9 protein-coding genes are annotated in these 14,924 nt (G+C 59.5%); 7 read left to right on the top strand and 2 right to left on the bottom strand.

Annotation, left to right across the window (positions count from 1 at the left end; genetic code table 11):
• The first annotated feature begins 96 nt into the window (after positions 1-96).
• From MKI83_RS00365 to MKI83_RS00335, 7 genes are all read left to right on the top strand, one after another.
• Positions 97-1,479 (top strand): diaminobutyrate--2-oxoglutarate transaminase, encoded by a 1,383-nt coding sequence (locus tag MKI83_RS00365; protein WP_241582652.1) that lies wholly within the window; start codon positions 97-99, stop codon positions 1,477-1,479.
• Positions 1,476-3,008 carry a pyridoxal phosphate-dependent decarboxylase family protein gene (locus MKI83_RS00360; RefSeq protein ID WP_241582651.1) on the top strand — a complete coding sequence of 511 codons (1,533 nt, stop codon included), beginning with the start codon at positions 1,476-1,478 and terminating at the stop codon, positions 3,006-3,008. Before MKI83_RS00365 ends, MKI83_RS00360 begins: the two co-directional genes overlap by 4 nt.
• Positions 3,001-4,797, top strand: coding sequence for an IucA/IucC family protein (locus tag MKI83_RS00355; protein WP_241582650.1), 1,797 nt, complete (start codon positions 3,001-3,003; stop codon positions 4,795-4,797). Before MKI83_RS00360 ends, MKI83_RS00355 begins: the two co-directional genes overlap by 8 nt.
• Complete coding sequence (locus MKI83_RS00350) at positions 4,781-6,097, top strand: lysine N(6)-hydroxylase/L-ornithine N(5)-oxygenase family protein (RefSeq protein WP_241582649.1); 1,317 nt, start codon at positions 4,781-4,783, stop codon at positions 6,095-6,097. The genes MKI83_RS00355 and MKI83_RS00350 overlap by 17 nt, the downstream gene beginning before the upstream one ends.
• On the top strand, positions 6,097-7,284 hold the full coding sequence (locus tag MKI83_RS00345; protein ID WP_241582648.1) for an MFS transporter: 1,188 nt from the start codon (positions 6,097-6,099) through the stop codon (positions 7,282-7,284). Before MKI83_RS00350 ends, MKI83_RS00345 begins: the two co-directional genes overlap by 1 nt.
• On the top strand, positions 7,284-9,689 hold the full coding sequence (locus MKI83_RS00340; protein ID WP_241582647.1) for a GNAT family N-acetyltransferase: 2,406 nt from the start codon (positions 7,284-7,286) through the stop codon (positions 9,687-9,689). Before MKI83_RS00345 ends, MKI83_RS00340 begins: the two co-directional genes overlap by 1 nt.
• A gap of 123 nt (positions 9,690-9,812) precedes the next feature.
• On the top strand, positions 9,813-10,718 hold the full coding sequence (locus tag MKI83_RS00335) for a hypothetical protein (RefSeq protein ID WP_241582646.1): 906 nt from the start codon (positions 9,813-9,815) through the stop codon (positions 10,716-10,718).
• 78 nt (positions 10,719-10,796) lie between these two features.
• Here the strand turns inward: MKI83_RS00335 and MKI83_RS00330 are convergent, their stop codons facing one another.
• Positions 10,797-11,339, bottom strand: a complete 543-nt coding sequence (locus MKI83_RS00330) for a CsiV family protein (protein ID WP_241582645.1) — start codon at positions 11,337-11,339, stop codon at positions 10,797-10,799.
• 4 nt (positions 11,340-11,343) lie between these two features.
• Positions 11,344-14,778: a transcription-repair coupling factor gene (mfd, locus tag MKI83_RS00325; RefSeq protein WP_241582643.1), complete on the bottom strand. Its 3,435-nt coding sequence runs from the start codon at positions 14,776-14,778 to the stop codon at positions 11,344-11,346.
• Between the last annotated feature and the right edge of the window lie 146 nt (positions 14,779-14,924).

Below are 14,924 nucleotides of genomic sequence, written 5' to 3'. Positions count from 1 at the left end.
GAAATACGAAAACCTTACGCTTTAGTGGTTTAATTTATAAATGAGAACGATTAGCATGCGCGCCTGCAAAGTTATTGCAATTAGCGGAGCCATGCCATGTCTGTTTCTTCTCGCGTCAGCGATCTGCCAGCACCTCATACCAATGCCTACTTTCTGGCGCGCCAAGCGCGTTATGAGTCGGCGGTGCGCAGCTATCCTCGTAAGCTGCCTTTGGCCATTACCCAAGCGCAAGGTTGTTGGCTGACCGATGCCGACGGTCGCCGCTATCTCGATTGCTTGGCCGGTGCCGGCACACTGGCGCTGGGGCATAACCACCCGCTGATTATCCAAGCCATCCAAGACACTCTGCACTCTGGCTTGCCGCTGCATACCTTAGACCTCACTACGCCGCTTAAAGACGCCTTTTGCGAGCAAGTACGCAGCATTTTGCCGGGCGAGTTGGCTGAAGGGCGTTTGCAGTTTTGCGGCCCCTCTGGCGCTGACGCGGTAGAGGCTGCGATCAAGCTGGCCAAAACGGCGACTGGCCGCACCACGGTTTGCAGCTTTTCTGGCGGTTACCACGGCATGACGCAAGGCACCTTGGCCTTGACCGGCAACCTAGCGCCCAAGCAGGCGTTGGGCGCATTGCAGGCTGGCGTGCAGTTTTTACCTTATCCCTACAGCTATCGCTGCCCGTTTGGTTTGGGGGGCGAGGCCGGCACGCAGGCCGCATTGCACTATGTGGAGCACTTGCTGCAAGACCCTGAGAGTGGCGTGTGCCATCCAGCGGCGTTGATTCTTGAAGCGGTGCAAGGCGAGGGGGGCGTTATTCCAGCGCCGCCCGCTTGGCTGAAAGGGATTCGGGCCATCACCGAAAAGCTAGGCATTGTCTTGATCATCGACGAAGTGCAGGCGGGCATTGGCCGCACAGGGCAGTGGTTTGCCTGCGAAGAAGCCGGTGTCGTCCCTGATATTTTGGTGATGTCGAAGGCCATCGGCGGCAGTTTGCCCATGGCCTTGCTCGCGTACCGTGAGGCGTTGGATGTTTGGCAGCCGGCGGCGCACACCGGGACTTTTCGCGGCAATCAGCTCGGCATGGCCACAGGTTTGGCGACGCTTAAACACATCGCCAGCGAAGGCTTTTTAACCGAGGTACAGCGCAAGGGCCACGTGCTGAGCACACGCCTCAACGAGATCATGCAGTCGTGTGCGTGTATCGGTGAGGTGCGTGGTCGTGGCCTGATGTGGGGCCTTGAAGTGGTCGATAAGCGCGCGCCCGCCAATGCGCTGGGTAGCTACCGCGCGTGGGGAGAACTGGCGCGGCGTATCCAGCAAGAGTGTTTTAGCCGTGGCTTGATTCTGGAGCTAGGTGGGCGCCACGGCGCGGTGCTGCGCTTGTTGCCGCCGTTGGTCATCAGTTATGCCGAGCTTGAACAGCTGGGTGAGCGGTTGCACGCGGCCATTCGCGCGGCTGAAGCCGCTTTGCAGGTGGCGGCATGAGCGCACTCGCACCCCGTCCTGAGTGGGCGAGTTTGCTCTTGGGCGCCAGTCAGGCCAGTCGAGCGGCTTATCAGCAACACATGCAGGCGGCCGTCACCGCCGTGGATACGCACTTGCTGGCGCCTGCGGCGATTTATTCTGGCGTGTCGCCGCAAGAGTTGGCCCAGCGTTTGGCCGGCTTGCCAATTTGTCCGGAGCATGGCGTGGGCTTAGCGCAGGCGAGCGCCGAAGCCGCCGAGCAAGTGCTGGCGCATAGCGTACGTGTGCATCAGCCCACCTGCGTGGCGCACTTGCATTGCCCGACGTTACAGGCTGGGCAAGTGGCCGAAGTGATGCTGAGCGCGGCCAATCAATCGCTCGATTCTTGGGATCAGAGCCCTGCTGCCAGCGTGTTAGAGCAACAGTTATGTGACTTCTTGGTGCGTTTGGCCGGGCTGCCCGAGCAAGCCGATGGCGTGTTCACCTCAGGCGGCACGCAAAGCAATTTGATGGGCTTGTTGTTGGCGCGTGATCGTTATTGCGCCGAGCACTTTGCTTGCGATGTGCGCGTGGCGGGATTGCCGCCAGAAGCGCATACGTTACGGGTGTTGTGCTCCGAGAAGGCGCACTTTTCGGTGCAGCAGAGCCTGTCGTTATTAGGCCTTGGCGCGCAGGCCGCGATTGCCGTGGCGGTCGATGCCGACCAGCGCATCAACCTGCAGGCTTGTGAACAAGCGCTGGCAGACTGCAAGGCCCGCGGCGAGCGGCCTTTTGCCCTTTTCGCAACCGCCGGCACAACCGATGCCGGCGCCATTGACCCGCTGCCTGCGCTGGCCGACTTGGCCTGTGACCATCACCTTTGGCTGCATGTGGATGCGGCTTGGGCCGGTGCGGCGTTACTGAGTGAGCGCTTAAGCCCGCGCTTACAAGGCATAGCGCGGGCGGATTCGATCACCTTGGATTTCCACAAACAGTTCTTGCAGCCGATTAGCTGCGGCGCGTTTTTGTTAGGCGATCGCCAGCACTTTTCGTTGATGCGCCTGCACGCCGATTACTTGAATCCGCTGGAGGACGAGGCCGACGGCGTACCCAATCTGGTCTACAAGTCACTGTCTACTACGCGCCGATTTGATGCCTTGAAGTTGTGGCTCAGCTTGCGCGCGGTCGGACGGGCAGACATGGCGGCGATGTTTGAGTACGGCGTCGATCTGGCCCAAGCCATAGCACGCGAGATCGCCCAAGACGAGGCCTTAGAGCTGGGTTTTGCGCCGCAGCTTAATGCGGTGCTGTTCCGGCATCGTGGTCAGCCCGGGATGACGGCAGAGGCGTGCGATGCGCTTAACCGCCGGCTGGCGCAACAGCTGTTTGCGCGCGGCGTCGCCAACCTCAGCACGACCCGCCTTAAGCAGCGGCAGTTTCTCAAAATGACCTTATTAAACCCGCTGACCACATTGGCTGATTTGCGTGCGGTGCTAGAGGCATTGCGTGCGCTGGCGTCGGTTCCGGTGTCGGTATCGGCTCAGTCCCATAACGAGGTGCCTTGTGTTTAAAGATGCTGCCGAACGCCTGAGTGTGCAGGCGTTATTGAATTGTTATTGGCGCGAAACGGGCCTCGGCGAACATCGCCCGCGCACGGCGTTAGCGCCGGCACTGCAAGCGCTGTGCCCCTGTGCCGATGTACTGGAGCTGAGATTGCAGCCATTGGATCAGCTGATTTGGGTGCCGTTGGCGTATCACAGCCCCACAGGCCGACACCGCATCAGCGGCCCCATCGTGACGAGCAAGGCTGACGGCTATCAGCCGCTGCCCAGCGAGTTACTGGCGAGCTTGTTGCTGTGTGACTTGGCTGAGCGCTTTAAGGGTGGGCATTTGCCGGCCGATAGCGGCGATATTCTGGCTTTGTTTCTGCAAAGCATGGCCACGATGCGTGGTTTTTTGGCGCAGCGGCAGGCCGACTTGGCGGATTTGTTTGCAGCCCACGTGAACTTTTATCACGCAGAGCAGGCGCTGCTGGTCGGCCATCAAACCCATCCCGCGCCGAAAAGCCGGCAAGGCTTTAGTGCTGGCGAGAGTGAACACTTCTCGCCTGAGGCCGCAGCACGCTGTCGCTTGCACTGGTGGTTGTTGGCGCCAGGCTTGATCAAACAAAGTGCCAGCCAAGGGGCTAAGCCCACCGCCATGCTGCGTGAGTGGCTGTTAGCGCAAACGGCACTAAGCCAGCGGGCGCGTGACACGCTAGTGCAACAAGAGCGCTGGGAGTTACTGCCCCTGCATGCTTGGCAAGCGCGGCATTTGTTAGGCCGTGAGTCGATTCAAAAGCTGATCGCCGCTGGCCAGTTGCTCGACTTAGGTGAGCAGGGCGAGCCGTTGTGGCCCACCAGCTCCATTCGCACCCTTGCCGCGCCTAACGTGCCATGGATGTTTAAGTGCTCACTGTCGGTGGCCATCACTAACTCGGTCCGTATCAATCAGTTTCGTGAGTGCTTACGCGGCGAGCTGGGCTGCCTGTTGTGGCAAAGCAGCTTGGGCGATGAGCTTAAGCAACGTTTCCCGACCTTACGCCCGGTGAATGATCCGGCGTGGCTAACCCTTGAGGTCGAGGGGCAGGTGCTGGATGAGGCGACCTGCATCCTGCGCGACAACCCGTTCGCCGCCGATGCACCGGTGACCTGCATGGCGGCGCTGTGCCAAGACCATCCGCAGCAGCCGGGGAATCGTTTCACTGAGCTCTTAAGTGTGCTGGCAACGCGAGAAGGTATTAGCTCGCAACAGGCCGCCGAACGCTGGTTGGCGGGCTTCATTACGGTGGCGGTTGAGCCAATGCTGGCGCTGTATTTGGAATACGGCATGGCGTTTGAGGCGCACCAGCAAAACACCTTGATCGAGCTGGAAAACCTGTGGCCGGCCCGTTTTTGGGTGCGCGATAACCAAGGCTTTTACTACATCGAAGAGCGCGCCGGGCGCGTGTTGCAACAGGTGCCCGAGCTGGCCGGCGCGGCCGAGTCGGTGGGGCCGCAAGCCTTTGTGGATGAGCGTTTTCACTATTACTTCTTCCACAACACCTTGTTCGGGCTGATCAACGCGATGGGCCATAGCGGCTTGGTGGACGAGCGGCCGTTACTGCGCCAATTGCGCACGGCGCTTGAGGTGATTGATGCGCGTTATCCGCACAACAGCTTGTTAGCGCCGGTGCTGAACGCGGCCAGTCTGCCCTACAAGGGCAACCTGCTGACGCGTTTGGCCGGTATCGATGAATTGGTGGCGCCGCTGACCGAGCAGTCGGTGTACGTGCAATTGAATAATCCATTGTGGGAGGTGCGTGATGGCGCAAGTGCGTGATTTGATTGGTATTGGCATCGGGCCATTTAACCTGAGCCTGGCGGCCTTGCTGGATCAGCACGCAGAGCTGGATGCGTGTTTTTTTGAGCAAAAAGCCGCGTTTAACTGGCACCAAGGTTTGCTTTTGCCCGGCACGACCTTGCAAGTGCCGTTTATGGCCGATCTGGTCAGCATGGTGTGCCCAACCAGCCGCTATAGCTTTTTGAATTACCTGCAAGCGCAGGACCGGCTGTTCCATTTCTACTTCCATGAAAACTTTTTCACCCCACGGCGTGAATACAACCACTACTGCCAATGGGTGGCTGAGCAACTGGCGAGCCTGCACTTTGCCCATCACGTGGTGGATGTGCGAATCGAGCAAGACCTGTATCGCGTCGAGGTGCAAAGCCCAAGTGGCACGCGGGTGGAGTACGCGCGCCATGTGGTGCTGGGCACCGGCAGCGTGCCGAATCTGCCCGCTTGTTTGCGTGAACTGGCGCTGGCTCAGCCTAAGCAAGTGCTGCATAGCGCCGACTTTGCCACGCGCTTCTTGCCAGCGTTTGAGGCCGGCCAGCGGCCGCAGCGGGTGATGGTGCTCGGCAGTGGCCAGTCGGCGGCCGAGGTGTTCCAGCACCTGCTGAGTGAGCAAGAGGATCGCCACGGCCAACGGCATTACGCGCTGCACTGGCTAACGCGCGCGCAAGGCTTTTTGCCGATGGAGTACTCCAAGCTCGGGCTGGAGCATTTCACCCCCGACTACACCGAGTATTTCCAGCGGTTGCCGCAAAGCACCAAAGACCAACTGCTGCCTAACCAAGGGCTGTTTTACAAAGGCATTAGCTTCACCACGATCAGTGAGATCTTCGATTTGCTCTACCACCGTACCGTGGCTGGCGCTGAGTTGCCGGCCGAGTTGATGGGGCATTGCACGCTGACTGCGGCTGAGCGCGCGCACAACGGTAGCTTGCGTTTAACCTTCCGCCACAGTCAGCAAAACGTCACTTTTACCCGCGAGGTAGACACCTTAATTGCGGCGACCGGTTATGCGCATCGGCTGCCCAGTTGTTTGCGTGGGTTGCAGCAAGCCATTGCGTGGGACGGCCAAGAGCGCCTGCAAATTGATAGCGATTATCGGGTTAAGCACCAAGGCCCCGGTTGCTTGTTTGTGCAAAACGGTGAGCTACACACCCACGGCATGGGCGCGCCGGACTTAGGCCTGGGGGCGATTCGTGCCGGGCATATTGCCAATCAATTGCTGGGGCGAGAGGCGTTTAAGCTACCCAAGCGCAGCGCCTTCCAACGCTTTGGCGTGGCAGCGTGATGGCGGCAGGTCGTCAGGCGTGGGTGACGCGTTTGCTGCTGGTGTGTGGCTTTCTGTTTGTCTTCACCGAGACGCTGTTAGCGCCGTTTTACCCGCAGTTTTTTCAGCGTGTGTTTGCGGTTGCAGACTTAGAAATCACCGGTCAGTACATCGCCCTGTGCCGTTTTACCGTGTTGCTGGGGGCGCCGTTGTGGGGCTTGCTGGCGCGCCGGTTTGATCCGCTGAAGTTGTTGATCATCGGGCAGGGCGGTGCTGCGGTGTTTACCCTGCTGTGCGCCTTTGTCGACAACCTGCAGCAGTTTGTTGGCCTGTCGGTGCTTTTGTTGCTGTGTAAGAGCAGTTATCTGCTGTTTTACACCTTGCTGATTCAGCTCTGTGGCGGTCAGCGCCAAGCGCAAGTGGTGGGGAGTGTGCAGGCCGTCGTGCACTTGGCGTTGATCAGCTCGACCGCCGCCAGTGCTTGGTTGATTCAGTGGGATAACCCCTTGCAACTGTTCGTGCTGGCGGCAGGGCTGGACGTGTTGCAGATCGTGCTGTGCGTACTGGTCATGCACAAGCGTGGCGCGGCAGTGCCTGCGGTTAAGGCTGAACAAGCCGTTCGGGTGTGGTCATGGCGCGCTGTGTGGGCCTTCGCCGCCGCCATTTTGTTGTTCAATTTGGCGGCAAATGTGGTGCGCCCGTACTTCACCTTGTTTGGTCAACAAACGCTGGCATTAAGCGAGTGGCAGGCGGCGGTAGCGTTCTTTCTGCCTTCGTTGATGGTGTTGGCCTGCATGCCGCTGGTGCCGCGCTGGTGTCAGGTGGCGCAGCGCCAGCGCGTGTTCTCGCTCAGCGTGGGTTTGATGGCGTTGAGTTTGCTCGCGCAAGCGCTCAGCGACAGCTTCGTCAGTTTGCTGGTGGCGCGCTTGCTGTTTGGCGCCACCTTGCTACTGGCGCAAGCCAGTCTTGAGTTGCACCTGTTTGAAGGCGCTGGGGCTGATGTGCACTGGCAATACAGCTTGGCCAGCGTGGTGCAAAACCTTGCGCAGCTCATCGCCCCCTTGTTAGCCGCCAGTCTGGTGGCATGGCACAGCTTGAACTCGCCCTTTTTAGTGGCAGCGTTAGTGCTGCTGCTCACTCTATTAATCGCCCATTACTGGGTGTTTGCGGCCGCTAAGGCGCCGCAACCTGTTGGAGAACTTAACTGATGAATGCCCCCGTGGTGTGCGCAGCCGCACAGGCTGAGCTGGCGCTGAGCGCCGTCTTAACTCAAGAACATTGGCAGGCCGCAGGGCGTGCTCTGTTGGAAAAGTGTTTGGCTGAGTTTTTGTACGAAGAAGTGATCACGGCCCAAGCCAACAGTGCCGGTGCGTGGACCGTGCAACTGGGCGCTGTGTGTTATCAATTCAGTGCTCGCCAACGGTTGTTGGGGCACTGGGCGATTGTCAGCGGTAGCGTGCTGCGTGACGGTGAGCCAGCGTGGGACTTGCTGCAGTTTGTGCGTGAACTCGCGCAGGTCATCGCCATAACGCCCTTTACCTTGACCTACTTGCAGCGCGAGCTGAGTAACACGTGGCTGGCCGATGTGCACTTGCGCGCCTTGCCCAGACCCAGCAGCGATGAATTGCTGGACTTAAGCGACGCACAAGTGAGCCGCCACTTGCACGGGCATCCTTGGATTGTGATGAGCAAAGGGCGGATTGGTTTTTCCTACGACGATTACCGCCGCTACGCACCAGAAAGCGCCGCTGCATTACAGCTACCTTGGGTGGCGGTGTCCCGCGCGTTGGCGCATTGGCACGCGGTGGATGGCTTGAGCGAGCAAGCGATGCGCGATGCGCAACTCGATGCCGACACGCAAGCGCGCTTTACCCAGGTGCTCACGGCCCAAGACCTCGTGGCTCGGGACTATATTTGGCTGCCTGTACATCCGTGGCAGTGGGACCACTGGCTGATCAACGCCTTTGCCGGCGAAATCGCGGCGCGGCGCTTGGTTTGGCTGGGCTTCGCGCCCGAGGCGTATCAGCCGCTGCAGTCGATTCGTACCTTGGCCAACACGGTGCAGCCGCACAAGCCGCATATCAAATTGCCGCTATCGATCCTTAACACGGCGGTGTATCGCGGCTTGCCGGGTGAACGCACCGAACTGGCCCCCGCGCTAAGCCAATGGTTGGGGCAAACCTTAGGGCGTGATCCGGTACTGAAGGCGCAAGGTCTGCTGATGCTGCGCGAAATCGCCAGCGTTAATGTGCCTCATCAAGGCTACGAGAGCACGCAAGGCAGCCCGTATCAGTTCCGCGAGTTGTTTGGCTGCTTGTGGCGCGAAAGTGTCGATAGCTTGTTGGTCGAGGGTGAGCAAGCGGTGACTCAAGCGGCGCTGGTGCATGTGGATGCACACGGCAAGCCGCTGTTGGCGAGCCTGATCAAGCGTTCAGGGCTGACGCCTGAACAGTGGTTGGCGCGCTATTTTGCGGTGTGCTTGCCGCCTTTGCTGCACTGCTTGTATCGCTATGGCTTGGTGTTTTCTCCGCACGGTGAGAACACCTTGCTGGTCCACCAACAGGGTGTGCCGACGCGCTTGGTGGTCAAAGATTTCATCGACGATATCAACCTGATCGATCAGGACTTTGCCGAACTGGCGAGTCTGCCGGCCGCCTTGGCCAACGTCTTGTTGCGTCACCCGCCGCAGGTGCTCGGGCATTTTATCTTCACCGGCTTGTTTGTGGTGCATTACCGCTACATCAGCGAAATCGCTCAGCAGTTGGGGGTTGAAGAGCTGACCTTCTGGGCGTTGGCGCGCACAGCCATGGAGGATTATCACGCGGCTCATCCTGAACTGGCGGAGCGAATTGCGCTGTTTGATATGCAGCGCGCAGGCTTTGAAAAGGTTTGCCTGAACCGCGTACGCCTATTAACCCAAGGCTACGCCGATGATGCAGAGCGCCCCGTGCCGGATGTGCTGGCGCCGATCGGCAACCCGATCAGCGCGGCGGTGCAGCAGCATTGGCGCACACGGCCAAATCACGGGACCTTAGGCTTGTTAGACCAGCACGGCTATGACTACCAGCGCGCCGATTTGCCCAGCGGCTGCGTGGTGCGGCTACGACAGGTGCAACTAGCGCGCGATTTACCCGCCTTACACCGTTGGATGAACGCCGAGCATGTGATCGAGCAATGGCAGTTGAATCATTCCCTTGAAGCGCTGCAGCAACACTTCACCGCAGCGCTGGCTGATCCGCATCACCGCTTATGCATGGTGTCGGTCAATGGGCTGGAAATCGGTTATATGGAGCTGTACCACGCCGCGACGGATCGGTTAGGCCAGTTTTATCCGGCCGATGGCAATGACTGGGGTTGGCATCTGTTGATCGGCGAGGCTGGCAAGGTCGGCCAGGGTTACGCGGAAGCGATTATCCGTGTGGCGACCCAGCTGCTGTTTGCCGCAACCAACGCAAGCAAAGTGGTCGGCGAGCCGGACCATCGGGTTAAACCCTATGCCGTGCTGGCTGAGCGCTTGTGCTACGAGCCGCAGGGGTTGATTGAAATGCCGGAGAAGACCGCCATGCTGTATTTCTGCCCGCGCGAGCGCTTTATCGCTACGTGGGGCGCATAGCGTTTTATCGGCGGCAACCTGCAAGCGCGGTAAAGCCACCTATGCTCAAGTTAGTGTCTGCGCGCTGTTTGGCGTGCAGGGTCAGTGGCTGACGAGCAGGGTGGCCTGCTGTAGGAGTTGGCGATGTGGGTTTGGTTAGATGTGCTGAGTGTGACTGCCTGGCTCGCCGTAGCCTTGCTGATGTTGCAGCCGCTGTTATCTCGCGTGCAAAACCGCTGTGTGTTGGCGCTGTGTCAGCCAGTGCGTGGCATTAGCCCAACGACCAGCGAGGCAGAGCCTTTGTATTTTCAGCTGTATTGGCCCTTGGCAGGCCAAGCTGAACATGTGGTGCAAGGCCTAGATTGTGCGCGCTTGTGGCGTTATCCACGGGCCTACTGGCAATTGCTATTGCACAGCGAGCAGCACGATGACGCCGGCCTGATTGTCGCGGACTGTCTACAGCAGCCGGGCTTTCGCCAGCTGCCGGTGCGTTGGCTGAGTGCCGCGCAACGCCCCAGCGAAGGCTTGCACGATGACAGTGATATCTTATTGCTCAACCCACCGCAGTCACTCTGGGAGCCGCATTGGCTATCAGAGATCAGCCAGCATTTTGCCCGCGCCCCATTGGCCGGCTTGCAGCTATCGCCCAGCGGTTGGGCGGTGCGTGTGGGGTTGATCCGCCCTTGGCTGCAGCGCGGCGTCGAGCCCGCGCGGCTGCCAGCGTTGCTGGCGGCGCAAGGCTACGAGCTGCATAGCTTGATGCGTACCAGCGCGAACAACTCGCTGGCGCGTATCCAGCGGGCAGGGGGACGCGTGATGTTGCGCGCCTGTTTAGCCACCGCCAGTGTGCTGCGTTGGTTGCGGCCCAGCCTAGGCGTGGGTTTGCTCGCGTTGGTGCTGTTTTTGCTGCCTGCCGAGGCTTTAGGCGCTTTATGGCTGAGTGTGCCGTTGGCGCTATGGTTATTGCGGCCACAGTGGCGGCGCTGGCGACAAGCATGGCGGCGCTTTAATTTGCTGCCAATGCCCGCCAGCATGGCGCGGGTGAATTAAGAACTAGTGCGGGGTCTCTAAACGGTGACAACAAAAAAGGAGCGCGAGGCTCCTTTTTTGTTGTGCGTGTCGCGTGCGTTAAAGCGGGGTAACGCGAATCAATAAGCCGATGCTGCCGTGGTCAAAATAGTTGAGTTCTTTGTAGCTGATACGGCGCTCTTGCTTGAGACGCTCGCTGGCCATTAACAGGCCGTCTTCGCCGAAGTGGTTTACCCACAGGTCAACGCCGGCATCAATGTAATTTTGCTTGCGTAAGTCCAGCTTAAGTTCCACCGGCTGATGGCCGTCTTGGCTGTCGCCTTGGCCGATCGTCACACTGACGGGTTGCTCGGTCACGGTCTGCTTCCAGCTTTGTTGCATGAGCAGCTCATAGCCATTGGCAGGGCTACTTAGGCGCTCTGCTTCTTGCACCAGCATGGGGGTCATTGACGCCTCTGGCTGCACTGCTTGGGCGCCATCGGCCCACGCATCGTTGACCGGCTGGCTGGCCAGCAGCGGTTGGGCCTGCCGGAAGGCCAACACCTCAATTTGATACAGCGATTGCGCCATCGCAGGCGCACAGGTCAAGGTCAGTAACAGCAACAGGTTGCGCAGCAGCGGCATAACGGTGAGATCCTTCATGGGGTTAGGCTTTGCGAGCCAAGCGCTCTAGTAGCGCCTCGATCGCGTTAAAGCGTTCTTCGGCACGGCTCATGGGGGTGCTGAAGCGTAGCAAGGTCGCGCCTTCAAGACGATAGCGCGTTGGCTCGCCTTGAATCAGTTTCACAATCACCAGCGGGTCGACCGCGGTGGACGGGCCAAACTCGATGCGTCCACCTTGGGCGCTGGCGTCGATTTTGCTGATGCCCAGTGTTTCTGCTTGTTGCTTTAACAGTGTCAAACGCATCAGGTTTTTGCTGGGCTCGGGTAGCAAGCCAAAGCGGTCGATCATTTCTACCTGCAATTCACGCAGGGCGCGCTCATCTTCGGCATTACTGATGCGCTTGTACATGATCAGGCGGGTGTGCACATCCGGCAGATAATCTTCGGGGATCAACGCGGGAATACGCAGATTGATGTCAATGCCGGAGGCGAGCGGTTGCTCAAGGTTGGGCTGCTCGCCTTTGCGGATGGCTTTCACCGCGCGCTCGAGCATGTCCATGTACAGGCTAAAACCGACGGCGTGAATTTGTCCGCTTTGGCCGTCGCCCAAGAGCTCGCCAGCACCGCGAATTTCTAAATCGTGGGTGGCCAAGACAAAACCGGCGCCTAAGTCTTGCGCGTTGGCGATGGCCTCAAGGCGCTTCTCGGCGTCGGGGGTCATTTGCTTGCGGTCAGGCGTGAGTAGATAGGCATAAGCTTGGTGGTGGCTACGGCCCACGCGGCCGCGCAGCTGGTGCAGTTGGGCTAAGCCGAACTTGTCCGCCCGCTCGATCACGATGGTGTTGGCGCTGGGTACATCGATACCGGTTTCAATGATGGTGGTGGTCACCAGTACGTTGAAACGCTTGTGATAGAAGTCGCCCATGACTTGCTCGAGTTCACGCTCGCGCATCTGCCCATGACTGACGGCAATCCGCGCCTCAGGCACCAGCTCGGCCAGTTCTTGGGCGCATTTTTCGATGGTTTTGACTTCGTTGTGCAGGTAGTACACCTGCCCGCCGCGCAGTAACTCACGCAGCACGGCTTCTTTGATCACCGGCTTGTTCTGCTGCATGACAAAGGTACGCACCGACAGGCGTCGTGCCGGCGGAGTGGCAATGATAGACAGCTCGCGCAGTCCCGAGACCGCCATGTTCAATGTGCGTGGGATAGGCGTGGCGGTCAGCGTGAGGATGTCGACCTCACTGCGCAGTGCTTTGAGCTGCTCTTTTTGTCGCACACCAAAACGGTGTTCTTCGTCGATGATGACCAAGCCCAAATTGGCAAATTGCACATCACCTTGTAGCAATTTATGAGTGCCGATGATGATATCGACTTTGCCGTCGGCCAGCGCGCTGGCGGCGTCGGCCACCTCTTTGCTGGAACGAAAGCGCGACATCAGCTCAACTTTCACCGGCCAATCGGCAAAGCGGTCACGAAAGCTGTTGAAGTGTTGTTGCGCGAGCAGGGTGGTGGGCACCAGTACCGCCACTTGTTTGCCACTATGCACGGCGACAAAGGCTGCCCGCATGGCAACTTCGGTTTTACCAAAGCCAACGTCGCCGCAGACCAGTCGATCCATCGGCTGCGCGCGGGTCATGTCATTGATCACCGCGTCGATAGCGGCTTGTTGGTCGGGGGTTTCCTCAAAGGGGAAGCCTTCGGCAAAGCGCAGGTAATCCTGCTCCGGATTGCTAAAGGCAAAACCTTTACGCGCCGCCCGCCGCGCGTAGATGTCGAGCAGCTCGGCGGCGACGTCACGCACCTGTTCGGCGGCTTTGCGCCGTGCTTTTTGCCACTGCTCACTGCCGAGCCGGTGCAGTGGCGCGTGTTCATCGTCGGCACCGCTGTAGCGGGCGATCAGGTGCAGGTTGGCTACCGGTACATACAATTTGGCTTCGTCGGCGTACTCGAGCAGCAAAAACTCCGTGCTTTGCCCGTCAATCTCGATGGTGGTCAGCCCTTGATAGCGGCCGACACCGTGATCGATGTGCACCACCGGCGCGCCGATGCGCAGCTCGGTGAGGTTTTTGACCAGATTGTCGCCACTCTCGCCGCGTCGCTCGCGGCGGCGGCTTTGGGCGATGCGCTGGCCAAACAGCTGGCTTTCACAAATGATCGCCAGCGAGTCGGTGAGTAAGCCGTTTTGCAACGGCGCCAGGGTGATGGCGTGGCTCGGTGCTTGTTGGCAGAACGCGCTCCAGTCCTCGACCGTTTCCGGCTTGATTTGGATGCGTGCCAGTAGCTCCAGCAGCGCTTCACGGCGGCCGGCCGACTCGGCGACAAACAGCACGCGCCCCGTTTGCTGCTCTAGAAAGTGCGCCAAGGCAGCCAGCGGTTGCTCGGCTTTGGCATCGACCGGCAGCATCGGTGGTGCTTGGCAGGCAATGTGTTCGATGCCGACACCGGGTTCTTGTGCGCCGGCGTCAAGGGTGATGCGCGGCCAGCGTTTGATTTCGGCAAAGCAGTCTTCAACGGCGATGAACAGCTCGTTGGGCTGCAAAATCGGTCGCTCGATATCGTGGCGGCGCTCTTCATGACGATTACGCACGTCGCGCCAAAACTGTTCCGCGGCTTTCTCGACGCCGGGCAGGGTGAATAAACACGTCGCGGCCGGCAGGTAGTCGAACAGATTGGCAGTCTGCTCAAAAAATAACGGCAGGTAATATTCAATGCCGGCCGGGATCAGGTTGCTGGATAAGTCCTGATACAGCGGGCAGCGGCGAAAATCGACGTCAAAACGCTCACGAAAGCGCGCTCGAAACTGCAGTAACGCTTCTTTGCTGGCGGGAAACTCGCGGCCCGGCAACAGCCGCAAGCTGTCGATCTTATCGAGACTGCGCTGGGTTTCTGGATCAAAAGTGCGCAGGGTGTCGATTTCGTCGTCAAACAGATCCACCCGCAGTGGGGCATCGCTGCCCATGGGGTACAGGTCGAGCAGGGCGCCGCGCACGGCAAATTCGCCGTGTTCGTACACCGTATCCACGCAGCGGTAGCCGGCGGCTTCTAGCTGCTCGCGCATGCTGTCGAGGTTGAGTTTTTGCCCGGTTTTTAGCTCAAGACATTGGCCGCCGATGTAGTGCTGCGGGGGTAAGCGGTGGAGGGCGGTGCTGATCGGTACGATCAAGAGCGCATGCTCGACTTGTGGCAGGCGAAACAGCGTGCTCAAGCGTTGCGAGATGATGTCTTGGTGCGGTGAGAAGATGTCGTAAGGCAGCGTTTCCCAGTCGGGTAGGCGCAGCACGGGCAAGTGGGGGGCGAAAAACGCCACGTCTTGCTCAATGTTTTCTGCTTGCTGGCTGTCGCAAGTGAGCAGTAGATGGAAACGCTGCTCGCGCTGTGCGGCTTCGGCCAGTGCGAGTGCCAGCGCGGCACCTTGCAGGTTGCTCCAAGATTGCTTGCCCTGCGCGGGTAACGCAGGCAGATGCAATGGGCTCACGGCATCGACTCCATGACAAAAGCGCCGATTGTACCGACCTAAGGCTGGCTTGGCAGTACCTGCCCACTGGTGATTGCCCCAAGCTGGGTGGGTGGTCATAATATGCGCCCCTTATTTCCCCTGTACCTGACTGCAAAGGTGTCGCC

This window comes from Atopomonas sediminilitoris (genome assembly GCF_022601735.1).
In the GTDB taxonomy this organism is placed as follows: Bacteria; Pseudomonadota; Gammaproteobacteria; order Pseudomonadales; family Pseudomonadaceae; genus Atopomonas; species Atopomonas sediminilitoris.
The sequence above is the reverse complement of the archived record's forward strand: the minus strand, read 5'-3'. Positions and strand labels throughout refer to the sequence as shown.

What these genes read in the sequence shown, in the direction of transcription:
- MKI83_RS00365 (WP_241582652.1), top strand. Translation starts at nt 97, where the DNA reads ATGTCTGTTTCTTCTCGCGTCAGCGATCTGCCAGCACCTCATACCAAT.
- MKI83_RS00330 (WP_241582645.1), bottom strand. Translation starts at nt 11,339, where the DNA reads ATGAAGGATCTCACCGTTATGCCGCTGCTGCGCAACCTGTTGCTGTTA.
- MKI83_RS00340 (WP_241582647.1), top strand. Translation starts at nt 7,284, where the DNA reads ATGAATGCCCCCGTGGTGTGCGCAGCCGCACAGGCTGAGCTGGCGCTG.
- MKI83_RS00350 (WP_241582649.1), top strand. Translation starts at nt 4,781, where the DNA reads ATGGCGCAAGTGCGTGATTTGATTGGTATTGGCATCGGGCCATTTAAC.
- MKI83_RS00360 (WP_241582651.1), top strand. Translation starts at nt 1,476, where the DNA reads ATGAGCGCACTCGCACCCCGTCCTGAGTGGGCGAGTTTGCTCTTGGGC.
- MKI83_RS00335 (WP_241582646.1), top strand. Translation starts at nt 9,813, where the DNA reads ATGTGGGTTTGGTTAGATGTGCTGAGTGTGACTGCCTGGCTCGCCGTA.
- MKI83_RS00345 (WP_241582648.1), top strand. Translation starts at nt 6,097, where the DNA reads ATGGCGGCAGGTCGTCAGGCGTGGGTGACGCGTTTGCTGCTGGTGTGT.